This window comes from Mesorhizobium sp. ORM8.1 (assembly GCF_053005525.2).
On the sequence record NZ_CM132600.1, the window covers coordinates 1,802,612 to 1,828,213 of the forward strand.

Here is a 25,602-nt window from a genome sequence, read left to right on the forward strand (position 1 = left end):
ATAGCAAGGCGATAGATGACTTGCCGACCTCCTGTACCTCCTGCACATTACCGGGGATACGGCGACGGAATGGAGGTCCGATGCTGACGGGAACCTGCCATTGCGGCAAAATCCATTGGACGCTTGAAGGCGACCCCGGACCGGTCACCGCCTGCAACTGCACGCTTTGCCGCCGCTATGGCGCGCTCTGGGCCTATGACTATGTCGATGAACGCATCCGGGTTTCCGGACCGGTGAGTTCCTACACGCGCGCCGGAGTGGCGGAGCCCGAACTCGAAATCCTGTTTTGCCCGAGCTGTGCCTGCGTGCTCGCCTGGCGCGGCCTGCGCGCCGGCAAAAGCGGCCGCACGCGCATTGCCGTCAATGTCCGGCTGGCGCCGCCTGAAGCAGTCGCCGACCTGCCCATCGACCATTTTGACGGCCTCGAAACATTTGATGACCTACCGCGCGACGGCCGCTGCGTGCGCGATATGTGGTTTTGATTAAAAGACGATCCGCGAAACGCGGCGTTCGACGGCGGGCATCAAGCCGCCGTCGTTGGCGGCCTGCTTGCGTGTCTCGACTGGAGCGGGCGCGGCTGGCGGGACTTCGGGAACCACCACCAGCTGCGGGACCTGCCTGTAGGAAAAGCCGCCGCGGATGTTGCCCATCTTGCTGACGACGATATCCGTCACGGCCTTTTCGAGGTTGCGATCGTAGCGCATTTCGGCTGCCGCCGGCGCAACCGTGGCCGCCAGAATGGCCATGCCGCACAGAAACGACTTCATTTTTTTAGCTCCCTGCCTTGACCCGGGTATAGCAGGGCGCCGTTGAAAAACGGCCAAAAGACAGGGTAAGCAAAACGCCAAACGAAAACGTTAACAAAGAGTTACCGGAGATAGCCGGCAAACCAGTTCAGCAAGTTGAGAGTTCGATTCAGGCGCGCTGCGCCTGGACGCCGCGGCCAAGCGCGGCGAAGACCGTGCGCACGATGCCGGCCGTGTCGAGGCCGGCATCGGCATACATCTTTTCGGGCTTGGCGTGGTCGCTGAACGCGTCCGGCAGCACCAGCGGGCGCACCTTGAGGCCGCTTTCCAGCAGGCCTTCATGGGCAAGGAAATGCAGCACCTGGCTGGCGAAACCGCCGATGGCGCCCTCCTCGACCGTCACCAGAACCTCATGCGAGCGCGCCAGGCGGCGGATGAGGTCTTCGTCCAGCGGCTTGGCGAAACGCGCATCGGCAACGGTGGTGGACAGGCCGGAAGCGCCGAGTTCCTCGGCGGCCAGCAGACAATCCTGCAGTCTTGTGCCGAAGGACAGCAGCGCGACCTTGGTGCCTTCCTTCAGGATGCGGCCCTTGCCGATGTCGAGCACCGCGCCGCGCTCCGGCATATCGACGCCGACGCCATTGCCGCGCGGATAGCGGAAGGCGATCGGGCCGCCGTCATAATCGGCGGCGGTGCGCACCATGTGGCGCAGTTCCGCCTCATCGGCAGCGGCCATGACCACGAAGCCCGGCAGCGTCGCCAGAAAAGTGGTATCGAAGGCGCCGCAATGCGTGGCGCCGTCGGCGCCGACGAAGCCGGCGCGGTCGATGGGGAAACGCACCGGCAATTTCTGGATCGCCACGTCATGGACGACCTGGTCGTAGGCGCGCTGCAGGAAGGTCGAGTAGATGGCGGCGAAGGGCTTGTAGCCCTCGGTGGCCAGCCCCGCGGCGAAGGTCACCGCATGCTGCTCGGCGATGCCGACATCGAAGGTCCTTGCCGGAAATATCTCGCCGAACAGATCGAGGCCGGTGCCGCTCGGCATGGCGGCGGTGACCGCCACGATGCGGTCGTCCTCGCGCGCTTCCTGGATCAGGCTTTCGGCAAAGACCTTGGTATAGGCCGGCGCGTTGGCGGGCGCCTTGGCCTGCGCGCCGGTGATGACGTCGAACTTGTTGACGCCGTGGTACTTGTCGGCGGCGGCTTCCGCCGGCGCATAGCCCTTGCCCTTCTGGGTCACGACATGGATCAGCACCGGGCCGTCGCCATTGTCGCGGACGTTCTTCAACACCGGGATCAGGTGTTCGAGATTGTGCCCGTCGATCGGGCCGATGTGGTAGAAGCCGAGTTCCTCGAACAGCGTGCCGCCGGTGACGTAGCCGCGCGCATGCTCGACGGCGCGGGTGATGGCGCGGTCGGCGCGCTTGCCGAGATAAGAGGTCAGCTTCTTGCCGAAATCGCGCAAGCCGAGATAAGTCTTGCCCGAGGCAAGCCTCGCCAGATAGGCGCTCATCGCGCCGGTCGGCGGCGCAATCGACATGTCGTTGTCGTTGAGGATGACGATCAGGCGGGCATCGAGCGCGCCGGCATTGTTCAAGGCCTCGAAGGCCATGCCCGCCGACATGGCGCCGTCGCCGATAACGGAAATGACGTTGTTGCGGCCGCCCGACAGGTCGCGCGCCATGGCCATGCCAAGGCCGGCCGAAATCGATGTCGAGGAATGCGCCGCGCCAAACGGATCGTATTCGCTCTCGGCGCGCCGCGTGAAGCCGGAGAGACCGCCTTCCTGGCGCAGCGTGCGGATGCGGTCGCGGCGGCCGGTCAGGATCTTGTGCGGATAGGCCTGGTGGCCGACGTCCCAGATCAGCCGGTCCTGCGGCGTGTTGAAGACGTAGTGCAGCGCGACCGTCAGTTCCACCACGCCGAGGCCGGCGCCGAGATGGCCGCCGGTCTGCGACACCGCGTCGATCAGCTCGGCGCGCAATTCGGCGGCGAGCTGCGGCAGCGCGCTTTCCTCAAGCGTTCGCAAGTCCGCCGGGATACGGACCTTGTCGAGCAGCGGCGTGTCTGGCTTCACTCGGGCGCGTCCTGCTGAAACGATCGAACACGGCGCTACCAGGAAATTGCGCCACAATCATGCGCGGGCATAGGCCGGCTATAGGCGAATGTAAATGCGCCTCAGTGACGCGTACTTATCGTCGCCTTAAGGCGTGTTGAGATTCAGGTCAGGCCGCGCCGAAAATGGTGGTTTCCGAGAACCGGAGCGGAGCGTACTTAAAGTACGCGAGCACCGGAAGCGCAGGAAACCGGCATTTGCAGGGCGGCATCACCTGAATATCGACACGCCTTAACCTTCGGGCAGCGGAATGAACTCCTCCTCATCGCCGGGAACGATATCGAAGCGGCCTGTCTTCCATTCCTGCTTGGCCTGCTCGATGCGTTCTTTCGAGGAGGAAACGAAATTCCACCAGATGTAGCGCTTGGAGCCCAGCGAGGCGCCGCCGAACAGCATGAAATGGGCGCCGCGCTCGGACGAAACGACGATCTCCTCGCCCGGCTTGAACACCAGAAGCCGCTCGGCCGGAAAACGGTCGCCGGCGATCGAAACCTCGCCTTCGAGCGTATAGATGGCGCGCTCCTCGGCATCGGCCGGGATCTTCACGCTGGCGCCTGCCGCCAGGCTGAGATCGGCGTAAAGCGTGTCCGAGGCGGTCGCGACCGGCGAGCGCAGGCCCGAGAATTCGCCGATCACGACGCGGCCGCTGACGCCCTCGGCGTCGACTTCCGGCAAGCGTATTGCAGAGGTGTTCTCGAACACCGGGGCGACTTCCTCTTTGCCGTCCGGGAGCGCCAGCCAGGTCTGCAGGCCGGACACCGACATCGGCGCACCGCGCAATTCCTCGGGCGTGCGCTCGGAATGGACGATGCCGCGCCCCGCGGTCATCAAATTCACGTCGCCGGGCTGGATCACCATTTCGGTGCCGAGCGAGTCGCGATGCCTGATCTTGCCGTCGAACAAATAAGTGACGGTGGAAAGCCCGATATGCGGATGCGGGCGCACATCGAGCGCATGGCCGGCGCGCAGGATGGCCGGACCCATGCGATCGAAGAAGATGAACGGCCCGACCAGACGACGCTTGGCTGTCGGCAGCGCGCGGCGCACCTCGAAGCCGCCAATGTCCTTGGCGTTGGGGATGACCATCAACTCGATCTGATCGCAGGCGAAGGCATCGCCGGGCTCAGGATCGTTTCCCGGAAAGAAGCTCATATCGACCCCTCAGGCGAAGCGCAGCGCCGACCTGGCTTTCGCCTTGGCCGCCTCTTCCTCGCGGTTGCGTGGTTCCTGGTTGGTCTCGAGCGAATCGAGCAGTTCGCGCGCAACGGCCGCGATCGCCTCGACGGCATGATGGAACGCGTGCTCGTTGCGCTTGGAGGGTTTCGTCGAACCGCTCAGCTTGCGCACGAACTGAAGTGCCGCGTCATGCACTTCGTCATTGGTCGCCGGCGGTTCGAAATTGGCCAGGGTCTTGATGTTGCGGCACATAGCTTGAACTCCTTACCTACTTTCTTTGCCCCACCGTTTTCAATTACTCTGCGTCGAGCGGCTCTGTTCCCACCGGCTTGCCGTCGCGCGACAGCCTGATCTTCTCGACCTTGTCCTCGGCGGCCTTCAGCAACCGGTCGCAATGGGCCTTCAGCGCCTCGCCGCGCTCATAGATCTTGATCGACTGGTCGAGCGGGACGTCGCCACGCTCCAGATCATCGACGATCTTCTCCAGCGCGTCGAGCGCCTGTTCGAAGCTCATCGCCTTGACGTCCTCATTGCCTTCGACAGCCATACTTTATCCCTTCATCAGCCGCCCGACATGGGCGGCGACTGAAAATGCCAGTCCTTGCAGATCGTAGCCGCCTTCCAGCAAGCTGACGAGCCGGTTGCCGCTGTGGCGGCCGGCGCGTTCCATCAACTGGCCGGTCGCCCAGTCGAAATCGTCCTCGGTCAGGTTGATCTCGGCCAGCGGGTCGCGATGGTGCGCATCGAAACCGGCGGAAATGATGATCAGATCCGGCGCAAAGGCGTCGATCGAGGGCAATACGCGCGACAGGAAAGCGTCGCGGAACAAATCGCTGCCGGTCTGCGGCGCCAGCGGCGCGTTGACGATGTTGCCGGCGCCGGTCTCGCTCCTGGCGCCGGTGCCCGGATAAAGCGGCATCTGATGCGTCGAGCAATAGAGCACCGACGGATCGTCCCAGAAGATGTCCTGCGTGCCGTTGCCGTGATGGACATCCCAGTCGATGATGGCGACGCGCTCGGCCTGGTGTTTCTTCTGTGCATAGCGTGCCGCAATGGCCGCCGTGTTGAACAGGCAAAAGCCCATTGCCGTGGCCTTTTCGGCATGGTGGCCGGGCGGACGGGCGGCAACGAAGACGTTTGCCGCGCGGCCCTCGAAGACATCGTCGACAGCCGCGTTGGCGGCGCCGATCGCCGTCACCACCGCCTGCCAGCTCTTCGGGCTGGCGCTGGTGTCGGCGTCGATCGAGGCGATGCCGCTCTCGGGGATCGCCGCGCGCACGCGCTCAACGAAATCCTCGGGATGGGCGTAGAGGATCGTCGCCTCGTCGCCTTCCGGCGCCTTGACGCGGTCGAGCGCCGAAAACGCCTCATCGTCCAGCACACGCTCGATGGCACGCAGACGGTCGGGACGCTCGGGGTGGCCGGGCGGCGTGATGTGTTCGAGAAAGATCGGATGGGTGTAGAGACGTGTGGCCATGGCCCCTAATCTAGGGACCTATGGCCGCGATGGCCATGTTTGAATGCCGAATGGCTGGGGACAATCGCGCCTTGCCGTGTCGCTGACGGCATTGGCGGGAGCCAAGCTTCGCGATAAGGTCGCATCGCTGCCTGGTGCCCGCGACGCGGGAGAATCGGGAACACGGTTTTATTCCGTGGCGTGCCCAACGCTGTGAGGGGGACCGCGCCGGCAAACGCCACTGTCGTTGACGGGAAGGCGCCGGACGCGGGTCGATCCCGAGCCAGAAGACCGGCCTGGCAGACATGGTCACCCGCTTGGTCAGGCGGGGGCTGCTTATCGCAGGGGAAAAGCGATGCAAGCACAGACGCCCGCCATCGGCGGCGATGACTTTGACCAATTGGCGCGCGACGCGGTCTACCGGGCGATGTTCACCCGGCGTGACGTGCGCAGCCATTTCGACCGACAACCTCGACGATGGCGTGCTGGCGCGGCTCATCACCGCCGCCCATCATGCGCCGTCGGTCGGCTATATGCAGCCGTGGAATTTCATCGTCATCCGCGATGCGACAAGACGGCGGCAGGTGCGCGACCTGTTTTTGGCCGCGCGCGAACAGGAACTGCCGGCCATCGAGGCCGAACGGCAGGCACTCTACCGGAAGCTGAAGCTCGAAGGCATTTGCGAGAGCGCGCTCAATCTGTGCATCACCTGCGACCGGCAGCGATCGAAGGACTCGCCGCTTGGGCGCTGGCACAATCCGGAGATGGACCTCTACAGCACCGTCTGCGCCGTGCAGAATTTCTGGCTGGCGGCTCGAGCGGAGGGTGTCGGGGTCGGCTGGGTCAGCATCATCGAAACGGAGGCGTTGAAGCGGCTTTTGTCGATCCCCGAACACGTCACGCCGATCGCTTATCTGTGCGTCGGCCGCGTCTCGGAATTCGCGCCGAAGCCGGATCTCGAAACGCATGGCTGGGGCAAGCGCCTGGCCTTGCCGGAACTGGTGATGAGCGAGACATTTCGCGGCGCCGGCGAGGCGTCGCTGAAATCGGCGATTGCAGGGCTTGGCAGCCCTTCAAAGAGCTGATCAAGCCGCCCGGGGCGTATCCCAGCGCGAGCCGCCGCCGAAGGCGCCGAGCGCCCTGTCGCGCAATTCCTTGAATTTCGAGGATGCCTCGGCCAGGTGGCGATCCCATTCCGGATTGGGGGTCTGGCCTTCGATGGCGTCGAAATAGACCTGCATCAGCGAAGCGATGGCAAACGGCTCGATGAAGGCCGCCTTGAAGGCCCAGGCAAAGACGATGGCCAGCACGAAGGCCCAGCCGGCCAGCTGTCCGGGCATGACCCAGAGGATCGCGGCGGCAGGCGCCAGCATCAACAGGAAGATGACGAAGGACACGCCCCACATGATCACCGCCAGCCAGACGGCGTTCTTGACCATGTGCTTGCCGTTCTGCGCGTAAAGCACGACGCCTTGCCGCGCTGTCTCGAAGGGCGAGTTCGAATTGATGCGGATGTTGTAGCCGAGGATGATCTCGTCGACATAGGTCAGCGACAGACGGATGATGGTGTTGACGAAGCTGACCAGGCCGCTGAGGCCCGGAATGGGCAGGAAGGCGGCGATGCCGCCGATCAGGCCGGTGATGGCGCGGATGGCGCCCTTGACCAGCTGGTCGACGACGAAAAGGATGTTGGCCTCGGCGAAACGCTGGGTGACCACTTCCTTGGCATAGGCGATCTGGCTCTGGCCGTCGGGAACGTCGTGGCCGTCGATCAGGTGGACCATGACGGCGATGTGGCCGGCCTTGAGCACATAAAGGATGTATTCGCGGATCCAGTAGACGGCGATCGAGACGATGCCGAAGCCGACAACGCCGCCCCACAGCGCAAACGACGCCGGGCCGTCGGGATCGGTGGAGATGTGGCCGACGCCGTAGCCGACGCTGGCGCCCGTGCCGGTCGCCATGATGTAGGCAATCGTGATGCCGAAATAGACGATCATGCGAAAGACGATGAACGGCCATGTCCGCATCATGATGGACACCGACTTGCCGATGCTGAAGTCCCACATGGCCCCGACTCTCCGCCTTAGAAGTGGCTGAAGACCATGCGCCCGCGCCTGGGAAAGTCAATTGCGCGACAGGTTTGCATCGCGCAAAACTGGTGCACAAGCCCGGCTCGTATCGTTATTCTGGTGCTATTGTCAGGTCTTCTTGAGTAAGCCTTCAAGCAATTGCTTAAATGCCGTTATCGCTTTCCTTGACGTCGCTTCCGGATCCTTTGAATTGGCGATGCGCTGGGCGGCCTGGCTGCTGGCGCCATTGATCAGCCGCGCGGCGGTCTCGGGATCGACACCGGAAACGACCACGCCCTTTTCCTGCAGCGTGGTGAGATGATCGGTCATCGAGGCGATGCAGGCATTGGCGTTCGGCCACTGCGCCGGATCGCCGAGCACCGCCGGGCCGTCGCGGAACATGATGCGCTGGATTTCCGGCTCCAGCGCCATTTCGATATAGGTCGTGCATTCGTCGACGAAGCGCTGCCAGCGGGTCGGCGCGCGCGCGGCCACCTCGTTGACCCGCACAGCCATTTCGCCGTCAATCTCGGCGATCACCGCCTGCAGCAGCCCCTTCTTGTCGCCGAAATGATGATAAAGTGCGCCGCGCGTGAGGCCGGCCGAGGCCGTGAAATCGTCCATCGAGGCCTCCGCGTAGCCGATCGTGCCGAAGGCATGGCGGGCGGCCGCGATCAACTTGGCGCGTGTCTCGGCGATCATCTCCTTGCGCGGTCTGTGCATCGGCGTCTGGCCCTACTCACATACGTTGCGTATGCCAATTGACATACACGGCGTATGAACTATCTGACATTCATACGCAGCGTATGTAGTTGCGGTATGTCACCTTGTCGAGGAGCAGGATCATGCGAAACCCTTATGCGGATATCTTTCGGGCTCCCGGCACGAAAGGCTTTGCCGCGGCGGCCTTTGTCGCGCGGCTGCCCATCGCCATGGCGCCGATCGGCATCGTTGCGATGCTGTCGCAGACGCGCGGCGAATACTGGCTGGCGGGCGCCGTCTCGGCGACATTCGCCTTGGCCAACGCATTCGTTTCGCCGCAGACGTCGAGGCTGGTCGACCGCCTTGGCCAGAGCCGGGTCGCGGTTCCCACCACTCTGATTACCTTTGTCGCCTTTGCGGTCTTGATCGTCGCGGCCAATCAGGATTGGCCGGTATGGACGCTGTTCGCATCGGCGCTGGCGGCGGCCGCCATGCCCAGCATGCCGGCCATGGTGCGCGCGCGCTGGACCGAGACGTTTCGCGGGCGTCCGCAGATGAACACTGCCTTCGCCTTCGAATCGGCCGCGGACGAACTGGTCTATATCGTCGGCGCGTCGCTGTCGGTGGGGCTTAGCGCTGCGCTGTTTCCGGAAGCCGGGGTCCTGGCGAGCACGCTGTTTCTGGCCGTTGGCTGGGCCACTTTCCTGCTGCAGCGCTCGACCGAACCGCCGGTCCGGCCGGTTGGTCATGACTCAGGCGGCTCGGCGATCCGTCTGCGGCCGGTGCAGATCATCACCTTGGCCATTATCTTCGTCGGCGCGACCTTCGCCACGACCGAAGTCAGTACGGTGGCGCTTACCAAGCAACTCGGGCAGCCAGGTGCGGCCAGCCTGGTCATCGGCGTCTATGCGCTGGGATCGTTCGTGCTCGGCATCGTCATCGGCGCGCTCAATCTGAAGACGCCGCTGCAGCGGCAACTGGCCATGGCGGTCGCCGTCCTGGCGCTGAGCACGTTGCTGCCGCTCACCGCGGGCTCCGTGCCGCTGCTGGCGCTGACCGTGTTCCTTAGCGGGGTGGCGATCTCGCCGACCTTCATCACCGCTTTCGGCCTGATCGAGCGGCACGTACCGGAAGCGATGCTGACCGAGGGCATCACCTGGGTGACCACCGGCATCGGCATCGGCATGGCGCTGGGCGCATTTGTCGCCGGCGCGGTGGTGGATGAATTCGGCGCCCAGAGCGGGTTCTGGGTCTCGGCGGCGGCCGGCGGCATCGCCTTGCTCACCGTGCTCGCCGGCCAGCGCAGCCTGGCCACGGATGATTGCAACGAGGATTGTGGCGAAGTCGTCGTTCCGGCCGAGTGATGGGTAGGAGCAGTCAGCCGTCCCATGATCATCGCAGACGTTCGGAGTTGGCCGAAGCCTACGCGACGTCGTCATCCACGGGCGAAGCAGGAGCGAAGCTCCGTCGCGAAGACCCGAGGATCCATTCCGTTACCTTGATCGTAGAGTGCAACGGTGCAGAGTTCTGGACTGTGGCAACGCCTTGAAGTCCTGGCATGGATCCTAGGGTCTGCGCGCGTCGCTACGCTCCTTGCTTCGCCCTAGGATGACGACGTGTAAGGCCCGCTAAAGAATCTCGGTCTTGGCGATGTGGATGCCAAAGCCTTCGAGGCCGACATAATGGCGCTCGCGCGAGGCGACCAGGTTGATCGAGGAAATGCCGAGATCCTTCAGGATCTGCGCGCCGAGGCCGATTTCGCGCCATTCGCTTTCGCGGCGGCGGGCCTCCTCATGGTCCTCGCGGTCGCCGCTCTGGGGGCGTTTGCGCTCCTGATGCGCGACGCCGACCGAGCCTTCGCGCAGATAGACGATGACGCCGCGCTTGCGCTCGCCCATCGCCTTCATGATGGCGTCCAGCCGATGGCTGGTGCCGAAGACATCGGTGACGACATCCTCCGAATGCAGCCGCACCGGCACGTCTTCGCCGTCGCGGATGTCGCCGAAGACGACCGCGACATGGTGCATGGAATCCCAGGGCAGCGTGTAGGTGAAGACCTGCGCCTTGCCGCCCAGCGTGTCGATTTCGGAACAGGCGACGCGCTCGACCAGCGTTTCCTTGCGCTGGCGGTAGGCGATGAGGTCGGCGACCGAGACCTGCTTCAGGCCATGTTGTTCGGCAAAGCTTGCGACCTGCGGACCGCGCTTGACGGTGCCGTCGTCATTGACAAGTTCCGAAATCACGCCGACCGGCGGCAGCCCGGCGAGCTTGCAAAGATCGACAGCCGCCTCGGTGTGGCCTGAGCGCATCAGCACGCCGCCTTCGCGCGCAATCAGCGGGAAGATATGGCCGGGCCGCACGAAATCCGAGCCGCCGACATTGCCATTGGCAAGATTGCGCACGGTCAGCGTGCGGTCCTCGGCCGAAATGCCTGTTGTCGTGCCGTGCTTGAAATCGACGCTGACGGTGAAGGCGGTGGTGTGGGCGGAATCATTGTCGGCGACCATCGGCTGCAAGTTCAGGCGCTTCGCCTCCTCGCGCGGCATCGGCGTGCAGACGATGCCGGAGGTGTGGCGGATGATGAAGGCCATCTTTTCCGGCGTGCAGTGGACAGCGGCAACGATCAGGTCGCCCTCGTTCTCGCGCCCGTCATCGTCCATGACGACGACGATCTCGCCGCGCTCGAAGGCACGGATCGCTTCGACGATCTTTTTCTGGTCGTAAGGCATGGGGCGCTCGTTTCACTCGCAAGGGAGTAGGGGAATAGGGCAGTAAGGCAGTAGGGAAAAGGAAAATATGGCTGCGTTCGGCGGGCTGGGTAACATATTGCCCTACTGCCCTACTGCCCTACTGCCTTACTGCCCTATTCCCCTCCCTTCCCTGTCTGTCCTCGATGCCGCAGATAATGGTCGGCAATGGCGCAGGCAACCATGGCCTCGCCGATCGGCACGGCGCGGATGCCGACGCAAGGGTCGTGGCGGCCCTTGGTCGTCACCTCGATGTCGTGGCCGTCCTTGTCGATCGACTGGCGCGGGGTCAGGATCGAGGAGGTCGGCTTGACGGCGAAGCGGGCGACGATTTGCTGCCCTGTCGAGATGCCACCCAATATGCCGCCGGCATTGTTCGACAAGAAAACCGGCTTGCCGTCATTGCCCATCCGCATCTCGTCGGCATTCTGCTCGCCGGTGATGCGGGCCGCTTCGAAGCCATTGCCGATCTCTACGCCCTTGACGGCGTTGATCGACATCAGCCCCGACGCGATATCCTGGTCGAGCTTGGCGTAGATCGGCGCGCCGAGGCCCGGCGGCACACCGTCGGCGACGATCTCGATCACCGCGCCGACCGAGGAACCGGCCTTGCGGATGCCGTCGAGATACTGCGTGAAGACCGGTACCGAAGCAGGATCGGGCGTGAAGAACGGGTTTTCGGCATCACCTATGAAGTTCCAGTTCCAATTGGCGCGGTCGATCGATTTTTCGCCCATCGAGACCAGCGCGCCGCGCACCACCATGCCTGGAACCACCTTGCGCGCCAGGGCGCCGGCCGCGACCCGCGCCGCCGTCTCGCGCGCCGAGGAGCGGCCGCCACCACGATGGTCGCGCAGGCCGTATTTGACGTCATAGGTGTAGTCGGCATGGCCAGGCCGGTACTGGCGGGCGATCTCGCCATAATCCTTCGAGCGCTGGTCGACATTTTCGATCAGCATAGAGACGGGCGTGCCGGTGGTGATCATCGTCTCGCCGTCCTCGTCGAGGATGAAGCCAGACAGGATCTTGACCTCGTCCGGCTCGCGGCGCTGGGTGACGAAGCGCGACTGTCCGGGGCGACGCCGGTCGAGCTCGGCCTGGATGTCCTCGCGCCTGAAGCGGATGCCCGGCGGGCAGCCGTCCACGACGCAGCCGAGCGCGGCGCCATGGCTTTCACCCCAGGTGGTGACGCGGAAGAGATGGCCGAAGGTGTTGTGAGACATGAAAAGCGTCCTGCCCGGCGGCAAAGCCGGATTCAAGGTGCTTCTATTGGCGTTTTCCACAGTGGTCAAACTTCTATCGCTATCTGCGATGAACGGCCCGATGCCGTTTGACCTGTCCCATATTTGAGGGTGTCTGCCTCGATGATTGACGGCACGCCTGACTGGCTCATGAGACTGAGCCAGGATGACCTGGTTGGAAATCGTAATCTTTCATCGAAAACCGGTTGCCTGTTGCAGGCATCAGGCTTGAATTGACGTACTCAAAAGTACGGTCCGCGTTCGCGACTGTATATGCAGGTCTGCGCAGATAAAGACAGCTACCTTCAGCCCGAGGGCAATGGGTTTTCCTTTTAGGATTGGCAAAAATCTCAATCTCCGATAGCAAGCACGCTGAGTAAATTCCGGGAGTGAACTTGGCTGTGGGACAACAGTACGGTGGCGGCCACGGGATGGCGCATCCTGTCGATCTGCCGCCGCGGAAGCAGGATGAAAGCCCGAGCAATGCGCCCGCTGACATCGAAGTCGCGGTGCTCATCCCCTGCTACAATGAGGCCACTACCGTTGCGAGCGTGATTTCCGAGTTTCGCCAGGCGCTGCCGCATGCCCGCATTTATGTCTATGACAACAATTCTGTCGACGAAACCGCGGCTGTAGCCGCGTCAGCCGGCGCGATCGTGCGCACCGAACGCCGCCAAGGCAAGGGTAATGTCGTGCGGCGGATGTTCTCGGATATCGACGCCGACGTCTATCTCATCGTCGACGGTGACGCCACATACGACGCGACCGCGGCGCCCGCCATGGTCCATGAGATTCTGTCGGGCCCGTATGACAAAGTGAACGGCGCGCGCGTCCATGCCAGCGAGCAGGCATACAGGCCGGGTCACGTCTTGGGAAATCGTCTGCTTACGTGGCTTGTGTCCACCTTCTTCGGCGACCAAAGCCGGGACATGCTGTCGGGTTACAAGGCCCTGTCGCGCCGGTTCGTAAAAACGTTCCCTGCTGTAAGCGGGGGCTTCGAGATCGAGACGGAACTCCTCATACACGCACTGCAACTCGGAGTGCCCATGAGCGAGATCGAGACGCAGTACAAAGAGCGGCCTGCAGGCTCGGTCAGCAAATTGGCGACCTACAAGGACGGATTGCGCATCCTGTTGCTGATTTTCCATCTTATCCGCGACCTGTTACCGCTTCAGTTCTTCCTCGCCGTGGCGGCGGTTTTGGCCCTGGTGGCGATCGGGTTTGGAACGCCGGTTTTCCTGCAATACCTGTCCACCGGGCTGGTGCCTCGCTTCCCGACCCTGATTGCCGCGTCGGCGGTGATGATCCTTGCCTTCCTGGCCGTGTTCGCGGGCCTGATCCTCGACAGCGTCGCGCGCGGCCGCAAGGAGGCCAAGCTGCTTGCCTACCTGGCCTACCGGCCGGTGCAACGATGAGCGTGACGGGCGCCAAGATGGCGCGCTTCCTGGCCGTTGGCGGCGTTGGTTTCGTCACAGACGCTGTGGTGTTCTTCGGGTTCGTCTACGGCTTTGGAGGCACCATCGTCACCGCGCGTGTGCCGGCAAGCCTGATTGCGATGAGCGTGACCTGGGCCCTCAACCGAAGCGTGACCTTCAGCGACGGTCGCATGCAAAACAGAACCGCCGAGTACGGCAAGTATCTGGTCGCATCCTTCGTCGGAATGGGCGCGAACCTGGTCGTGCTCACCGAAGCAGGCAAGGTCGATGCCGGTTTCTATCACGTGCCGGCATACCTGCTTGGCGCGCTGGCAGGCCTGTTGGTCAATTATGCGCTTTACGACCGGCTGGTCTTCAACGGTCATGGAAATCCGGGGAGATAGAAATGGCCACTCGTCCGGATCAGGCGCCTGGCGAACAAAACATCGACGCCGTCTTCTACCGCGACGGTGCGTCGAATTCTTTCGCCATGAACCTGCTGAAAACAGCCAGGCTCAATATGTTCAATCTTTTCATCGAACAGATGCGCCCATCGGCGGACACGACGGTTCTCGACATAGGCGTTTCGGATGACGAAAACGAGGGCGCGAATTTCCTCGAAAAGTCCTATCCCTGGCCAGACAAGATCACATGTGCCGGCATTGGATCAGGTGAGCAGGTCAAGGCGCGCTATCCTTCCGCGACCTTCCGCCAGATTGCCCCGAACGAACCGCTTCCTTTCGCGGACAAATCATTCGACATAGCGACTTCCAACGCGGTGCTCGAACATGTCGGCGGCGTGGAACAGCGCAGGCAGTTCATCCTCGAGCATCTGCGGGTTGCCAGGTCCGTCTTTATAACCGTTCCCAACCGTTGGTTCCCCGTCGAACACCACACGGGGTTGCCCTTCCTGCATTATTGGCCGGCAGCGTTTCGCTTGTTGCTTCGTAAGTCATCAATGCAATATTGGACCAAGCCCGAAAATGTGGACTTCCTCGGCAGCGGCCTGATCGGTCGGGAATGGCCGGGACCAAGGCCTCCCCGCATACGGATGGCGGGGATCAAACTTGGGCCTTTCAGCTCGAACATCGCCGTTGTGGCGAGCGACGACATGCACCCCTGATCCGGTATTTCCCGTGTATGGATCTTCCGCCCTAAGGCTGGTCAACAGATATGCCGCGCCTTTGGCGTTGCTGATCCTGTTCTGCCTCTACCAGTACAAATATTCGACCTATCCCCCGGTGCCGGGCAACAGCACGCAATATCCGCTGGGATGGTGGGGATGGACCGACCAGGGCCTTTACCTGAAATCCGCAAAAGCCCTCGCAGCCTTCGATCTCAGGCCGGCGTCGCATTTCTATCCGCCGCTTTACCCTGCGCTCGGCGCGCCGTTTGTCTGGATCTCGGCACTGCATCCCTTCTACCTGATCGATCTTGGGCTGATGGCCGGTTTCTTCCTCTTGGTCTTCAGCCTGTTTCGGCGTCATCTCGGGTCTGCCCCGGCGGCGATCGTGGTGCTCGCGGGGATGGTCGGCTATCGCGTCATCGGGCTGCAGTGGGTCGTTCCCTGGACCAGTACCCTCAGCGCATTTCTCTTCGCGGCAGCGCTCGTCCTTCTTGATCGCTTCGACCTGTTTCGGCGGGAGAGGTTCGACCCCGAGATTTGCGTCCAACGCGTTGCTTTTCGGGATGGTTGTCGGCGCACAGCTCGCTGCCCGCCCGGCGGACCTTGCCGCTAGCGCCGCGGCCGCCCTCACCTATGCCGCGTTTGTCGTAACAATGGGCGTGGCCAACGATGCGGACAGGCGCCGAAACGGAATCGTGTCCATCGGGGCCGGAGCGGTTGGATTCGCCTTGCCGGTCCTGTTGTTCGCGGCTTTCAACGAGCTGAGCACGGGAACGGTCGGCGGCACATATGTCCAAGTCGTCGCGGGGTCGATCGGCTTCGATATTTCCCAGGTTCCCGAGCGGCTCTTTTCGCTGCTTGTCGCCTCCCAGGTTTATTTCCTGGAGTTCAACGCCGATTGGATCAGCGTTATTCCAATCTTCTTCATCGTCGTTGTTCTTGCGATCGTATCGGCGTTTTTCCCGGCGCCGTTGTTCATGCGGGTGGCGGGCTGCATGATGGCCGTGCATCTGATCGTCTACGCGAGCTATAGAGACAGCGTCCCCACAGGCATGTTCCGGTTTTTCAACGTCCATTATTACAAATGGATGTTCCCCATCGCACTTGGGATTGTCGCGTATCGATTGAGGCCGACGGCCTTTCGGCAGAAAGGGGCAATCGCTCTTGCTGCAGGTGCGCTTGTTATCGTGCTGATCACATGCGTTACCGCGCGGCGCATGGATGTGCCGGTCCTTGAGTCAGTGTCCGAGGGCGGAACGGTCAGGCTTCGCATCCAGCAGCCGAACGCCGTACAGTTGATCGACCTCATAGGCGTCAAGGGAAATCTGGAGAGCACCGCTATAACCACGGGCACATCCGTCACGATTGACGGCAACGTGCTTTTTCCCATCCGTGATTACCGGTTCGTCGCCAACGAAAAGCTTGTCCGTCTCGTGCTGGTCAACCCTCGCGATATCGGTTCGATCGAAATTCAGCTGTCGAAACATGTCCAGCCTCCCGGACCTGGCTGGGGCGCGCGCGCATCGTCGATGCGTTGGAAACTGGGAATGCCGCTTGCGCAGCAACGGCTTGACACATCCCTCGGCCCAGTCCCGGCATCAGGAACCCCCGCCGGGTAACGAGCACTCGAGCGGTTGCGGTCTCCTACGATTTTTCGGCTGTCAAACTGTGATCCGGCGGATTTAGTTTTGACACATTCGGTTGGTTTCTGCTCTCCTCCATCCGCCGTTGAGGACCCCGCCGCTGACCAGCTGGCGCAATGACCTAAAAGAGGACGACGATGCGTACCCTGATTGGCGCTGCCTGCGCCATGTTGCTGATTTCCACCGCCGCCGCGTTCGCCGGCCAGACCGAAGGCCTGATCAAGAAGGTCGACAAGGACACACTCACGCTGACGCTTGATGACGGCAAGGCCTACAAGCTCAACGCCGAGACCGATATCGACTCGCTGAAGCCAGGCATGGACATCGTCATCGCCTATGACGTGACCAATGGCGAGAATGTCGTGACCGATATGCAGTTGCCCGACAGCGACCAGAATTAGATTCAGGTGAGGCCGGCCTGCGAAAGGCGGCGTTCTGCGCTTCCGGTGCTCACGTACTTAAGTACGCTCCGCTCCGGTTCTCGAACGCCACCATTCTCGACTCGGCCTGACCTGAATTCGCCACGCCGCGCTCTTCAAAGCCACTCCAAGCTCCGCCCTTCCAGCCGGAGCAGGCGATCCTGCGGGACATCGAGACCGGCCGCTTCAAGCTTGGACAGGCCGGCGGCGAGGCGGAAGACGCAGCGGATGACGCCGCCATGGGTGACGCAGACCGTCGGCCCGCGAAGCGCGTCGAACCATGGCTTTATCCGCTCGAGCAGCATCTCGTAGCTTTCCGCGCCCTCGCCGGGCGGCTGGAAATCCCATTTGGCGGCGCGCCGGCCGTTGGTGCAGCCGGGGAACCGCGCCTCGAGCTCGGCGAAGGTGAAACCCTGCCAGTCGCCGAAGCTCAATTCCACCAGACGTGGATCGGTGCGATAGGCTTCAGCGTCGAGCCCCATCGCGGCGCGCATCAATTCCATGGTTTCGCGGGTGCGGCGCATCGGGCTGGCGACGAAATCGAAATCCGCAGGATTTTTGATGAGCTTGGCCAACCGTCGGCCGTTTTGCTTCGCCTGCTCGCGGCCGAGCGCGTTGATGTCAGTGTCGGCCTGGCCCTGCAAGCGGTGCTCGGCATTCCACTCGGTCTGACCGTGGCGCGCGATGTAGACGAGCGGATACATCAGTTGTTCCGGAGGTCGCGTGAGGGCCTGGACGGATCGTCGGTGGAGCGGACTAGTCCTTGACGGTCGAGATATCCGGCGCGTCGACCGCCTTCATGCCGACGACATGATAGCCGGAATCGACGTGGTGGATTTCGCCGGTGACGCCCCGCGACAGGTCCGACAGGAAATAGACGCCGGAATCGCCGACCTCTTCCTGCGTCACCGTCTGCTTGAGCGGCGAATTGTATTCGTTCCATTTCAGGATGTAGCGGAAGTCGCCGATGCCGGAGGCGGCCAGCGTCTTGATCGGTCCGGCGGAGATCGCGTTGACGCGGATCTTCTTGGCGCCGAGATCAACGGCGAGGTAGCGCACGCTGGCCTCGAGCGCCGCCTTGGCGACACCCATGACGTTGTAATGCGGCATCACCTTCTCGGCGCCGTAATAGGTCAGCGTCAAAAGCGAGCCGCCATCGGTCATCAGCGGCTCAGCGCGCTTGGCGATGGTGGTGAAGGAATAGACCGAAATGTCCATGGTGCGCAGGAAATTGTCGCGCGTCGTCTCGACATAACGGCCGGTCAACTCGTCCTTGTCGGAGAAGGCGATGGCATGGACGAGAAAGTCGAGCTTGCCCCAATGGTTGGCGACGTCGGCGAAGACGGCATCGAGGCTTTCCGGATCGGTGACGTCGCAATGCCCGGCGACATGCGCGTTGAGTTCCGCCGCCAGCGGCTCGACGCGCTTCCTGAAGGCCTCGCCCTGATAGGTCAGCGCGATCTCGGCGCCATGATCGACGCAAGCCTTGGCAATGCCGTAAGCGATCGACCGATTGTTCGCGACGCCGAGGATGAGGCCGCGTTTACCGGCCATCAGGCCCTGTCCACCCGCCATGTGTATGCTCTCCGCAAGAATATGCTTCGTGGAAAGCCCTATCGCACAGGCACCAAGCCCCTTCAAGCGTTCAAAACAGACTGTCCGGGGGAGAAAAACGGCAGGATCAGCCTTTTCGGCGGCGCATCAGGGCCTCAAGCTCGGTATCCCCGCCTTCCGGCAGCATCAGCCGCACATGGGCGTAGAGGTCGCCGTTGCCACCGGCTTTTTCCGGCAGACCCCTGCCCTTCAGGCGCAGCACCTTGTCCGAACTCGACCATGCCGGGACATTGACAGCCAGCTTGCCGGTCGGCGTCTCGACCGCCACCTTGGCGCCAAGCACGGCGTCGGTGAGATCGACCGGCAGGTCGACATGCAGGTCGCGGCCCTCGATGCGATAACGCGGATGACGGCGGATGTGGATCTTGACCAGCGCATCGCCCGGCTGGCCCGGTCCCTGCTCGCCCTGACCCTTGAGCCGGATGGTCTGGCCATCCTCGACATAGGCGGGCAGCTTGACCGCGACCTTGCGGCCGTCGGGGAACATCGCCGTCACCTTTTCGGCGGTGGCGGCTTCCTCGATGCTGACGTCCAGCGTGACGTTCAAATCCGCGGCCTGAACGGGTTGGCGGCGATCGCCGCCACGGCCGGCGCCGCGGGCGCCGGAAAACGCATCGCCGAAAATCTGGCTGAAAATGTCGCTGTTGCCGTCGAACGGATCGCCACCCGGGCGGCCGCTGCGGAATTCGAAATGCGCGCCGCCAGGGCCCTGCTGGCGACGGAACCCGCCGAACGGGTCACCGCCGGGCGCACCTTCGAAACCCTGGAATTTCGGCTTGCCGTCGCCATCGATCTCGCCGCGATCGTAAGCGGCGCGCGTCTTCTCGTCGCCGACAATCTCGTAAGCCTGGTTGGCGGCGGCAAAACGGTCCTTCGCCTTGGGATCATTCGGGTTCTGGTCCGGATGATGCTTCTTGGCGAGCTTGCGGTAAGCCGATTTTATGTCCTTGGCCGATGCGTTCTTGGCAACGCCCAGCACCTCATAGGGGTCGCGCATGCTTCCTGCCTGCAAGAGAGAATGAGTTCACGGTTGCCCCCTATATGCGCTCGCATAGGAAGAAATTCCAGTGGCGCAAGAGGGATTTAGCCCCCAAAATCAGAGCGCCTTGAATTCCTGCATGCGCCAGCCGCCGGCGCCGGCTAGGCAGAGCTGGCCCTTGTAGAGGGCAACGCCGTCGAAGCTCTCGCGGGTGGCGGTGAAGCGGCGGCAGGTCAGGCCGCTATCCTTCAACTCCACCAGTTCGGTGATCGCGCCGCGCGAGCCGGTGCCGGCATTGGCCCATGGCACGGCCTGGCCGCCCAATTCCTTGATGTCGGCGGAGGAGACGGCATTGCCGATGGTGGTCTGGTCGGAATCCTTGTCGGCGGGCGCTGCCGGCGCGCTGGAGGTGATGATCGAGCGGTCGACCTCGGCCTTTTCCAGGCTGAAGCCGCCGGCGCCGCAGGCGGCAAGCGGCAGCGCCAGCATCACGAACGCAGCCTTGACGCTGGCCGAAGCGATAACGCTCCGTTGCCTGCTGTCAAAAGCTTGCATGATGCGCGACAACAGGCAAACTCCTCCCGCAACGGTAAAAATTCGGAAAACTATGACCGAAACTGAGTTAACAAGCAGTGACTTCACCGAGGCTTCCGAGCCGTTCCGGCTGTTTGCCGCATGGCTGGAGGACGCCACCAAGAGCGAGATCAACGACGCCAACGGCGTCGCCCTGGCGACCGTCGATGCCGACGGCATGCCGGATGTGCGAATGGTGCTGCTCAAGGGATTCGATGAACGGGGCTTTGTGTTCTACACGAATTTCGAAAGCGCCAAGGGCCGTGAAATTCTTGGCAGCATGAAGGCGGCGATGTGCTTCCACTGGAAATCGCTGCGCCGTCAAGTGCGCATACGCGGGCCGGTGGAAGTGGTGAGCGACGCCGAAGCCGACGCCTATTATGCGACCAGGCCGCGCGGCAGCCGCATCGGCGCCTGGGCCGCGAAGCAGTCGCGGCCATTGGAAAGCCGCTTCGCATTGGAGAAAGCGGTGGCCGAATACACGGCGCGCTATGCGATCGGCGAGATCCCGCGGCCGAAATACTGGTCGGGCTTCCGCATCCTGCCGCAGACGATCGAGTTCTGGCACGACCGGCCGTTCCGGCTGCACGACCGCCTGGTGTTTTCGAGCGATGCCAAGGGCGGCTGGAACAAGACGCGGCTCTATCCCTGAAAGACACCTGAGGCGGAGAGTCTCAGCCTTTCTTGCGTGTCATGAAGGCGGTGAGCGCGGCGCGCGCCTCGTCGGAGGTCAGGCGCTCGCGGAAATGCTCGCTTTCGACCTTGATGCGGGCGACAAGCGCCTCGCGCGGCTCGCGCATCAGGTCGCGCGCGATCTTCAGCGCCTGCGGAGGCTTGGCCGCGATCTCGCCGGCCGCCGCCAGCACCGCGCCTTCCAGCGCGTCCTCCGAGACCACGTCGTAGATCAGGCCAGCAGCCTTGGCGCGCTCGGCGGAAAAGCCCTCGCCGAGCCCAAGCAGCGCAAAGGCGCCCTGCCTGCCGAGGAGCTGCGGTGCAATCAGGCTGGAGCCGGCCTCCGGCACCAGGCCGAGATCGACGAAGGGCGTGCGGAAGATCGTGCGCGGCGTGGCGAAGGTCAGGTCGCAATGCAGGTTGAGCGTGGTGCCGATGCCGACGGCGATACCGTCGACACCGGAGACCATCGGCTTCTCCGTCCTGGCCAGCGCCATCAGGAAATCCCAGACCTCGTTGCCGCCCTCGCCGCCGGTGGCGATGATCAGGAAATCGGCAAGGTCGTTGCCCGAGGAAAAAGCGCCGGGAACGCCGAGGAAGACATGGACGCGGACAGCCGGATCGGCGTCGCCTTCGGCAAGCGCGGCCGACATCTTGGCGTACATCGCGCGCGTCAAAGCATTCTTCTTGTCCGGGCGGTTGATGCGGATGATCTGCACTGCGCCCTGGCGCTCGATGAGGATATGGTCGGTCACTGTCAGTTCCTTCGAAGGTCGGGGGTTCAGGCGGAGATCAGCGCCTTGCCGGCGGCGGCGAGGCTGTCGGCGCCATCGATGACGCGTTCCTTCAGGGCGCGCGTTTCGCCAAGCAGGTTTTCGGCGAAGAAGCGGCAGAGCGCGATGCGGCGGCGGTCGGCAAGGCCGCCTTGCGCCAGATAGGCGCCGCCGGCGGCGAGCGAGATCAGGCGCAGATAGGGCGTGGCGCCGGCCATGGCAGCTTCGGTCTTGCCGTCGGCCAGCAGCCCCTGCAGGAAGCGCGTCGCCTCGTCGAGATCGGCAAGCGCGCGATCGAGATTGTCGGCGGTGCGGCCGAAACCTTCGATGTTCGACATACGCACCGCGTCGGCGACCGCTTTCAGTTCGCCGATGTAGCGATGCACATGCTCGCCTCCGTCGAGCGGCAGTTTGCGCGACACCAAGTCGATCGCCTGGATGCCGTTGGTGCCTTCATAGATCGGCGCGATGCGGGCATCGCGGTAGAGCGCCGCCGCACCGGTCTCCTCGATGAAGCCCATGCCGCCATGCACCTGGACACCCAGCGAGGCAACCTCGACGCCGACATCGGTGGAAAACGCCTTGGCGAGCGGCGTCAGCAAATTGGCGCGGTCGCGCCATTGGGCGGCCGCCTCGCCTTCGCCAACGCGCGCGCGGTCGATGGCGTGCGCGCAGGCATAGCTGATCGAGCGCGCGATCTGCGTCAGCGCCTTCATGGTCAGAAGATTGCGCTGCACATCCGGGTGATGGACGATCGGCGCCATGCCGGAGCCGGCATAATCCGACGCCTTGCCCTGGCGGCGTTCATTGGCATAGGCAATCGCCTTTTGCGTCGCGGTCTCGGCTACGGCCACGCCTTGCATGCCGACGCAAAGCCTGGCGTTGTTCATCATGGTGAACATGCAGGCCAGCCCGTTGTTCTCCTCGCCGATCAGCCAGCCGATGGCGCCGGGCGCAGCACCTTGAAAACCGTCGCCATAGATCATGGTGCAGGTCGGCGAGGCATGGATGCCGAGCTTGTGCTCTAGGCCGGAACAGAAGACGTCGTTGCGGGCACCGAGCGAGCCGTCGTCATTGACGAAAAACTTCGGCACCAAAAACAGCGAGATGCCGCGCGTGCCGGCCGGCGCGTCGGGCAGCCTGGCCAGCACCAGATGTACGATGTTGTCGGTGAAATCATGCTCGCCATAGGTGATGAAAATCTTCTGGCCGAAGATGCGGTAGGTGCCGTCGCCGACCGGCTCGGCGCGGCTGCGCAAGGCCGCGAGGTCGGAACCCGCCTGCGGCTCGGTCAGGTTCATCGTGCCCATCCACTCGCCGGAAACCAGCTTGGCCAGATACTTTTGCTTAAGCGCCTCGGAGGCGTGCTTGTCGAGCGCCTCGACCGCGCCCATGGTCAGCGTCGGGCCGATGCCGAAGGCCATGGCGGCGGAGTTCCACATTTCGAGCGCGGCGACGGCCAGCATCGTCGGCAGCCCCTGGCCGCCGAATTCCTCGGGACCGGACAACGCGTTCCAGCCGCCTTCGGTCCAGCGCCGGTAAAGCTCCTTCCAGCCGGGCGGCGTGGTCACAGTCGCGTCCTTGAGCACCGCGCCATGCTCGTCGCCGATCTTGTAGAGCGGCGCCACCTCCTCGCTGGCGAAGCGGCCAGCCTCGGCCAGGATCGCATCGACAAGGTCCTCACCAAGATCGCCGAAGGTTCCGGCATCGAGCGCCGGCTTCAGCCCCGCTACGTGCTTGAGCGTAAAAGCGATGTCGTCGACGGGTGCGCGATACATGGTTTCCTCCTCCCGTTCCGGCCGAGCCTAGGCGCATGACCAAAGCGAGGCCATCCGCCTTTGGGTCGGCCTTGCATCTTCTTTTTACGTAAACGTCAAATTTTGTCACGCGGATTTTGCGGCAGTAGAGTTCGTCATCCACGGGCGGAGCGGGAGCGTAGACCCGAGGATTCATGCCGCGACTTTCCGCGGAGGGCGCAGCGGAGCAGAATCTGGACCGTGGAGACGCCTCGATGTCACGGCATGGATCCTCGGGTCTGCGCTGCGTCGCCTCGCTCCTTGCTCTGCCCGTGGATGACGAACCCGCGAAGGCTTCAAGATTGCTTTGTGACCTCGAAGCTACGATCCTCACCTATCGAAATTCTGCGACAAGGAATTGCACCCTGCGGTATGATCTTGATCCGCTGATCGTGCAGACTGAACCGGAACATCTGATGCTTGCCAGACCCGAAACCTACCGCTGCATCGAATGCGGTCTGCCTTACCAGGCCGCAGGCTTCCAGTACTACCATGGCGAGCTTGAAAAGGGCCCGGCCTACTGGACCGATCGCGGCATATTGTGCTCGCCGCAATGCTCGCTTGCCCATCACAGGAAGCGCAAAGCCGAAGGCACGCTGCCGCAGGAGCCGGCGCCCGATCCGTTCGAGGTCCAGTTCCGGCGCTGACAGGTGCCTCAGCGTATGCTGCGACCCACCGTCTGCAGGGCGAGAAAAGCTTCGTAGCGCCGGCCGTGCCAAGTCCGCATGGCGCCGGTCGCCGGCTGGAAGATCTCGCCGAGCCGGGACATGGCAGGCATGGCGGTGGAAAGGTCGGGATAGTGGCCGGCGGCGACCGCTCCGAGCATCGCGGCTCCCAAAAGCACCGGTTCCGGCGATTGCGAGGCGGCGACCGGCAGGCCGGTGGCGTCGGCAAGCAGTTGGCGCACCAGCGACGACTGCCCGGCGCCGCCGCTGATGACGATGGTGTCGACAGCAAGACCGGACGACGCCATCGCCGCCACGATCTGGCGCACGCCGTAGCCGAGACCACAGAGCCCGGCCATGTAGAGGCCGACGAGACTTTCGACGGAACGGTCGGTGCCAAGTCCCGCGATCAGGCCACGGGCGTCCGGATCCGCCAATGGCGAGCGGTTGCCGAGGAACTCGGGCACGACATGGATGCTGCCGGCGAGGCCGGCCGCCGCCGAGAGGTCGGGCGAGCTTGCCGCCGCGGTCGCGGCCAGCCAATCGACCAGCGATTTGCCTTGCGCCGCGGCGCGCTCCGAGGCCTCGGCCGCGGCCGGGTGGAAGCGCACCAGGAGATCGATTGCCGCCCCGGCGGCCGACTGGCCGCCCTCGCTCAGCCAGAACCCCGGCACCATGGCGGAAAAGTATGGCCCCCCACACCGGGGACGAAGGCCGGGTCTTGGCTGCTTGCCATGGTGCAGGCCGACGTTCCGAGCACATAGGCCATGCGCGAAGCGAGGGTACCGGCATCGCCGGCGGCACCCACGGTCCCGACGCCACCGGCATGGGCGTCGATCAGCCCGGCGGCGACGATTGTGCCGGCGGCCAACCCCAGTTCGGCCGCGGCCGCCTCCGACAGGCCGGCGCCCACCGCCGTGCCCGGATCGACCACTTCGGTGCCGACGCGGGCAAAACCCTCGTCGGCAAGCTCGCCAAGCCCGACGGCGTGAAAATAGCTGTCGTCCCAGCGCCGCTCATGGCCGAGATAGGTCCATTTGCAGGCGAGCGTGCAGACTGAGCGGGCAAGGCTGCCCGTGGCACGCCAGCTCAGGTAGTCGGCGAGGTCGAAGAAATGCCGCGCCCTGGCGAAGGTCTCGGGCAGGTTCTCCTTCAGCCACAAAAGCTTCGGCGTTTCCATTTCCGGCGAAATGACGCCGCCGACATAATCGAGGACAGGATGCCGGCCGGCGTTGATGCGCCTGGTCTGGTCGAGGGCGCGGTGGTCCATCCAGACGATGATGTTTCTGTCGCTGTCGCCTGAATGGCCGACCGGCAGGGCCTCGCCATCGTCGCCGACCACCACCAGGGAACAGGTCGCGTCAAAGCCGATGCCGCTTATCTCCCGGGGGCTGATGCCAGACTTCTCGACCGCCTCGCGCACGCTGGCGCATACCGCCTGCCAGATGTCGCGGCTCGATTGCTCGGCGATCTCGCCGGGTTCCATGAACAGAGCGATATCGCGCTTGGCTGAAGCCACCAGATGTCCGCGCTCATCGAAGACGCCGGCTCGCGCGCTGCCAGTGCCGACATCGACGCCGAGGAAATGGGAGGGCATGGGGACCTCAGAGGTAGGGCAGTAGGGCAGTAGGGCAGTAGGGCAGTAGGGCAGTAGGGCAGTAGGGCAGTAGG

General features: G+C 63.6%; 28 protein-coding genes, 1 pseudogene and 1 riboswitch. Of the genes and pseudogenes, 12 read left to right on the forward strand and 17 right to left on the reverse strand.

Annotated features, from left to right (window positions below; translation table 11 throughout):
- Window positions 1–80: 80 nt before the first annotated feature.
- Entirely contained in the window at window positions 81–482 is a 402-nt protein-coding gene (locus ACVDG8_RS09490) for a GFA family protein (RefSeq protein ID WP_447254475.1), read from the forward strand.
- Here the strand turns inward: ACVDG8_RS09490 and ACVDG8_RS09495 are convergent, their stop codons facing one another.
- The 6 genes from ACVDG8_RS09495 to ACVDG8_RS09520 all read right to left on the reverse strand — a co-directional run bounded on the left by ACVDG8_RS09495 (window position 483) and on the right by ACVDG8_RS09520 (window position 5,515).
- The gene (locus ACVDG8_RS09495) at window positions 483–767 is read right to left on the reverse strand and encodes a hypothetical protein (protein WP_447254476.1); all 285 of its coding nucleotides are present in this window, start codon (window positions 765–767) and stop codon (window positions 483–485) included.
- Between the two features lie 148 nt (window positions 768–915).
- Window positions 916–2,823, reverse strand: coding sequence for a 1-deoxy-D-xylulose-5-phosphate synthase (gene dxs, locus ACVDG8_RS09500; RefSeq protein WP_447254477.1), 1,908 nt, complete (start codon window positions 2,821–2,823; stop codon window positions 916–918).
- Between the two features lie 270 nt (window positions 2,824–3,093).
- Window positions 3,094–4,014, reverse strand: a complete 921-nt coding sequence (locus ACVDG8_RS09505) for a pirin family protein (protein WP_447254478.1) — start codon at window positions 4,012–4,014, stop codon at window positions 3,094–3,096.
- 9 nt (window positions 4,015–4,023) lie between these two features.
- Window positions 4,024–4,290, reverse strand: a complete 267-nt coding sequence (locus tag ACVDG8_RS09510; protein ID WP_371011765.1) for a DUF2277 domain-containing protein — start codon at window positions 4,288–4,290, stop codon at window positions 4,024–4,026.
- A 43-nt stretch (window positions 4,291–4,333) separates the two neighbouring features.
- Window positions 4,334–4,585 carry an exodeoxyribonuclease VII small subunit gene (locus ACVDG8_RS09515; RefSeq protein WP_027164646.1) on the reverse strand — a complete coding sequence of 84 codons (252 nt, stop codon included), beginning with the start codon at window positions 4,583–4,585 and terminating at the stop codon, window positions 4,334–4,336.
- Between the two features lie 3 nt (window positions 4,586–4,588).
- The gene (locus ACVDG8_RS09520) at window positions 4,589–5,515 is read right to left on the reverse strand and encodes a histone deacetylase family protein (RefSeq protein ID WP_447254479.1); all 927 of its coding nucleotides are present in this window, start codon (window positions 5,513–5,515) and stop codon (window positions 4,589–4,591) included.
- A 115-nt stretch (window positions 5,516–5,630) separates the two neighbouring features.
- Window positions 5,631–5,808: riboswitch (cobalamin riboswitch) on the forward strand.
- Window positions 5,809–5,934: 126 nt separating this feature from the next.
- Here ACVDG8_RS09520 and bluB point away from each other — a divergent pair.
- Window positions 5,935–6,579 carry a 5,6-dimethylbenzimidazole synthase gene (bluB, locus tag ACVDG8_RS09525; RefSeq protein WP_455707661.1) on the forward strand — a complete coding sequence of 215 codons (645 nt, stop codon included), beginning with the start codon at window positions 5,935–5,937 and terminating at the stop codon, window positions 6,577–6,579.
- Here the strand turns inward: bluB and ACVDG8_RS09530 are convergent, their stop codons facing one another.
- Together ACVDG8_RS09530 and ACVDG8_RS09535 are read right to left on the reverse strand one after the other, a co-directional pair.
- Window positions 6,580–7,563 (reverse strand): hypothetical protein, encoded by a 984-nt coding sequence (locus ACVDG8_RS09530; protein ID WP_447254481.1) that lies wholly within the window; start codon window positions 7,561–7,563, stop codon window positions 6,580–6,582. It abuts the gene before it with no gap.
- A gap of 132 nt (window positions 7,564–7,695) precedes the next feature.
- Window positions 7,696–8,289 (reverse strand): TetR/AcrR family transcriptional regulator, encoded by a 594-nt coding sequence (locus ACVDG8_RS09535; protein WP_455707662.1) that lies wholly within the window; start codon window positions 8,287–8,289, stop codon window positions 7,696–7,698.
- 122 nt (window positions 8,290–8,411) lie between these two features.
- Between ACVDG8_RS09535 and ACVDG8_RS09540 the strand changes: the two genes are divergently transcribed.
- Complete coding sequence (locus tag ACVDG8_RS09540) at window positions 8,412–9,632, forward strand: MFS transporter (RefSeq protein WP_447254483.1); 1,221 nt, start codon at window positions 8,412–8,414, stop codon at window positions 9,630–9,632.
- Window positions 9,633–9,896: 264 nt separating this feature from the next.
- Here the strand turns inward: ACVDG8_RS09540 and ribB are convergent, their stop codons facing one another.
- Together ribB and aroC are read right to left on the reverse strand one after the other, a co-directional pair.
- On the reverse strand, window positions 9,897–10,997 hold the full coding sequence (ribB, locus tag ACVDG8_RS09545; protein ID WP_455707663.1) for a 3,4-dihydroxy-2-butanone-4-phosphate synthase: 1,101 nt from the start codon (window positions 10,995–10,997) through the stop codon (window positions 9,897–9,899).
- A 134-nt stretch (window positions 10,998–11,131) separates the two neighbouring features.
- The gene (gene aroC / locus ACVDG8_RS09550) at window positions 11,132–12,238 is read right to left on the reverse strand and encodes a chorismate synthase (protein WP_447254484.1); all 1,107 of its coding nucleotides are present in this window, start codon (window positions 12,236–12,238) and stop codon (window positions 11,132–11,134) included.
- Here aroC and ACVDG8_RS09555 point away from each other — a divergent pair.
- The 7 genes from ACVDG8_RS09555 (at window position 12,237) to ACVDG8_RS09585 (ending at window position 16,841) form a co-directional block, all read left to right on the forward strand.
- The gene (locus ACVDG8_RS09555) at window positions 12,237–12,365 is read left to right on the forward strand and encodes a hypothetical protein (RefSeq protein ID WP_447254485.1); all 129 of its coding nucleotides are present in this window, start codon (window positions 12,237–12,239) and stop codon (window positions 12,363–12,365) included. The two genes, aroC and ACVDG8_RS09555, sit on opposite strands and share 2 nt — an antisense overlap.
- Before the next feature lie 322 nt (window positions 12,366–12,687).
- The gene (locus tag ACVDG8_RS09560; RefSeq protein WP_447254486.1) at window positions 12,688–13,671 is read left to right on the forward strand and encodes a glycosyltransferase family 2 protein; all 984 of its coding nucleotides are present in this window, start codon (window positions 12,688–12,690) and stop codon (window positions 13,669–13,671) included.
- On the forward strand, window positions 13,668–14,075 hold the full coding sequence (locus ACVDG8_RS09565; RefSeq protein ID WP_447254487.1) for a GtrA family protein: 408 nt from the start codon (window positions 13,668–13,670) through the stop codon (window positions 14,073–14,075). The genes ACVDG8_RS09560 and ACVDG8_RS09565 overlap by 4 nt, the downstream gene beginning before the upstream one ends.
- 2 nt (window positions 14,076–14,077) lie before the next feature.
- Window positions 14,078–14,794, forward strand: a complete 717-nt coding sequence (locus tag ACVDG8_RS09570) for a methyltransferase domain-containing protein (protein ID WP_447254488.1) — start codon at window positions 14,078–14,080, stop codon at window positions 14,792–14,794.
- 67 nt (window positions 14,795–14,861) lie between these two features.
- Window positions 14,862–15,410: a hypothetical protein gene (locus ACVDG8_RS09575; protein WP_455707664.1), complete on the forward strand. Its 549-nt coding sequence runs from the start codon at window positions 14,862–14,864 to the stop codon at window positions 15,408–15,410.
- On the forward strand, window positions 15,361–16,416 hold the full coding sequence (locus ACVDG8_RS09580; protein WP_455707665.1) for a hypothetical protein: 1,056 nt from the start codon (window positions 15,361–15,363) through the stop codon (window positions 16,414–16,416). Before ACVDG8_RS09575 ends, ACVDG8_RS09580 begins: the two co-directional genes overlap by 50 nt.
- 161 nt (window positions 16,417–16,577) lie before the next feature.
- Window positions 16,578–16,841 carry a DUF1344 domain-containing protein gene (locus ACVDG8_RS09585; RefSeq protein WP_041002438.1) on the forward strand — a complete coding sequence of 88 codons (264 nt, stop codon included), beginning with the start codon at window positions 16,578–16,580 and terminating at the stop codon, window positions 16,839–16,841.
- A gap of 134 nt (window positions 16,842–16,975) precedes the next feature.
- Here the strand turns inward: ACVDG8_RS09585 and ACVDG8_RS09590 are convergent, their stop codons facing one another.
- The 4 genes from ACVDG8_RS09590 to ACVDG8_RS09605 all read right to left on the reverse strand — a co-directional run bounded on the left by ACVDG8_RS09590 (window position 16,976) and on the right by ACVDG8_RS09605 (window position 20,019).
- Entirely contained in the window at window positions 16,976–17,563 is a 588-nt protein-coding gene (locus ACVDG8_RS09590; RefSeq protein WP_447254490.1) for a histidine phosphatase family protein, read from the reverse strand.
- A gap of 52 nt (window positions 17,564–17,615) precedes the next feature.
- A complete protein-coding gene (gene fabI, locus ACVDG8_RS09595; protein ID WP_447254491.1) occupies window positions 17,616–18,434 on the reverse strand; it encodes an enoyl-ACP reductase FabI in 819 nt (272 codons plus the stop codon).
- 106 nt (window positions 18,435–18,540) lie between these two features.
- The gene (locus ACVDG8_RS09600) at window positions 18,541–19,470 is read right to left on the reverse strand and encodes a DnaJ C-terminal domain-containing protein (protein ID WP_447254492.1); all 930 of its coding nucleotides are present in this window, start codon (window positions 19,468–19,470) and stop codon (window positions 18,541–18,543) included.
- A 99-nt stretch (window positions 19,471–19,569) separates the two neighbouring features.
- A complete protein-coding gene (locus ACVDG8_RS09605; RefSeq protein WP_447254493.1) occupies window positions 19,570–20,019 on the reverse strand; it encodes an RT0821/Lpp0805 family surface protein in 450 nt (149 codons plus the stop codon).
- Between the two features lie 40 nt (window positions 20,020–20,059).
- Between ACVDG8_RS09605 and pdxH the strand changes: the two genes are divergently transcribed.
- Complete coding sequence (pdxH, locus tag ACVDG8_RS09610) at window positions 20,060–20,677, forward strand: pyridoxamine 5'-phosphate oxidase (protein ID WP_455707666.1); 618 nt, start codon at window positions 20,060–20,062, stop codon at window positions 20,675–20,677.
- A gap of 22 nt (window positions 20,678–20,699) precedes the next feature.
- On the opposite strand, the gene ACVDG8_RS09615 is transcribed toward pdxH, so the two are convergent.
- Window positions 20,700–21,452, reverse strand: a complete 753-nt coding sequence (locus tag ACVDG8_RS09615; RefSeq protein ID WP_447254494.1) for a crotonase/enoyl-CoA hydratase family protein — start codon at window positions 21,450–21,452, stop codon at window positions 20,700–20,702.
- Window positions 21,453–21,478: 26 nt separating this feature from the next.
- Complete coding sequence (locus ACVDG8_RS09620) at window positions 21,479–23,248, reverse strand: acyl-CoA dehydrogenase family protein (protein WP_447254495.1); 1,770 nt, start codon at window positions 23,246–23,248, stop codon at window positions 21,479–21,481.
- Window positions 23,249–23,682: 434 nt separating this feature from the next.
- Here ACVDG8_RS09620 and ACVDG8_RS09625 point away from each other — a divergent pair, with 434 nt between their 5' ends.
- Window positions 23,683–23,913 carry a hypothetical protein gene (locus tag ACVDG8_RS09625; RefSeq protein WP_447254496.1) on the forward strand — a complete coding sequence of 77 codons (231 nt, stop codon included), beginning with the start codon at window positions 23,683–23,685 and terminating at the stop codon, window positions 23,911–23,913.
- An 8-nt stretch (window positions 23,914–23,921) separates the two neighbouring features.
- Here the strand turns inward: ACVDG8_RS09625 and ACVDG8_RS09630 are convergent.
- Window positions 23,922–25,528 (reverse strand): annotated as a pseudogene (locus tag ACVDG8_RS09630) (FGGY-family carbohydrate kinase).
- Window positions 25,529–25,602 lie beyond the last annotated feature (74 nt).

Excerpts from the sequence above, each read along its gene's own strand:
- ACVDG8_RS09490 (WP_447254475.1), top strand. The coding sequence starts at position 81 with ATGCTGACGGGAACCTGCCATTGCGGCAAAATCCATTGGACGCTTGAA.
- ACVDG8_RS09495 (WP_447254476.1), bottom strand. The coding sequence starts at position 767 with ATGAAGTCGTTTCTGTGCGGCATGGCCATTCTGGCGGCCACGGTTGCG.
- ACVDG8_RS09505 (WP_447254478.1), bottom strand. The coding sequence starts at position 4,014 with ATGAGCTTCTTTCCGGGAAACGATCCTGAGCCCGGCGATGCCTTCGCC.
- ACVDG8_RS09510 (WP_371011765.1), bottom strand. The coding sequence starts at position 4,290 with ATGTGCCGCAACATCAAGACCCTGGCCAATTTCGAACCGCCGGCGACC.
- ACVDG8_RS09515 (WP_027164646.1), bottom strand. The coding sequence starts at position 4,585 with ATGGCTGTCGAAGGCAATGAGGACGTCAAGGCGATGAGCTTCGAACAG.
- ACVDG8_RS09520 (WP_447254479.1), bottom strand. The coding sequence starts at position 5,515 with ATGGCCACACGTCTCTACACCCATCCGATCTTTCTCGAACACATCACG.
- ACVDG8_RS09530 (WP_447254481.1), bottom strand. The coding sequence starts at position 7,563 with ATGTGGGACTTCAGCATCGGCAAGTCGGTGTCCATCATGATGCGGACA.
- ACVDG8_RS09535 (WP_455707662.1), bottom strand. The coding sequence starts at position 8,289 with ATGCACAGACCGCGCAAGGAGATGATCGCCGAGACACGCGCCAAGTTG.
- ACVDG8_RS09540 (WP_447254483.1), top strand. The coding sequence starts at position 8,412 with ATGCGAAACCCTTATGCGGATATCTTTCGGGCTCCCGGCACGAAAGGC.
- ribB (WP_455707663.1), bottom strand. The coding sequence starts at position 10,997 with ATGCCTTACGACCAGAAAAAGATCGTCGAAGCGATCCGTGCCTTCGAG.
- ACVDG8_RS09555 (WP_447254485.1), top strand. The coding sequence starts at position 12,237 with ATGAAAAGCGTCCTGCCCGGCGGCAAAGCCGGATTCAAGGTGCTTCTA.
- aroC (WP_447254484.1), bottom strand. The coding sequence starts at position 12,238 with ATGTCTCACAACACCTTCGGCCATCTCTTCCGCGTCACCACCTGGGGT.
- ACVDG8_RS09560 (WP_447254486.1), top strand. The coding sequence starts at position 12,688 with ATGGCGCATCCTGTCGATCTGCCGCCGCGGAAGCAGGATGAAAGCCCG.
- ACVDG8_RS09565 (WP_447254487.1), top strand. The coding sequence starts at position 13,668 with ATGAGCGTGACGGGCGCCAAGATGGCGCGCTTCCTGGCCGTTGGCGGC.
- ACVDG8_RS09570 (WP_447254488.1), top strand. The coding sequence starts at position 14,078 with ATGGCCACTCGTCCGGATCAGGCGCCTGGCGAACAAAACATCGACGCC.
- ACVDG8_RS09580 (WP_455707665.1), top strand. The coding sequence starts at position 15,361 with ATGGTTGTCGGCGCACAGCTCGCTGCCCGCCCGGCGGACCTTGCCGCT.
- ACVDG8_RS09585 (WP_041002438.1), top strand. The coding sequence starts at position 16,578 with ATGCGTACCCTGATTGGCGCTGCCTGCGCCATGTTGCTGATTTCCACC.
- ACVDG8_RS09590 (WP_447254490.1), bottom strand. The coding sequence starts at position 17,563 with ATGTATCCGCTCGTCTACATCGCGCGCCACGGTCAGACCGAGTGGAAT.
- fabI (WP_447254491.1), bottom strand. The coding sequence starts at position 18,434 with ATGGCGGGTGGACAGGGCCTGATGGCCGGTAAACGCGGCCTCATCCTC.
- ACVDG8_RS09600 (WP_447254492.1), bottom strand. The coding sequence starts at position 19,470 with ATGCGCGACCCCTATGAGGTGCTGGGCGTTGCCAAGAACGCATCGGCC.
- pdxH (WP_455707666.1), top strand. The coding sequence starts at position 20,060 with ATGACCGAAACTGAGTTAACAAGCAGTGACTTCACCGAGGCTTCCGAG.
- ACVDG8_RS09620 (WP_447254495.1), bottom strand. The coding sequence starts at position 23,248 with ATGTATCGCGCACCCGTCGACGACATCGCTTTTACGCTCAAGCACGTA.
- ACVDG8_RS09625 (WP_447254496.1), top strand. The coding sequence starts at position 23,683 with ATGCTTGCCAGACCCGAAACCTACCGCTGCATCGAATGCGGTCTGCCT.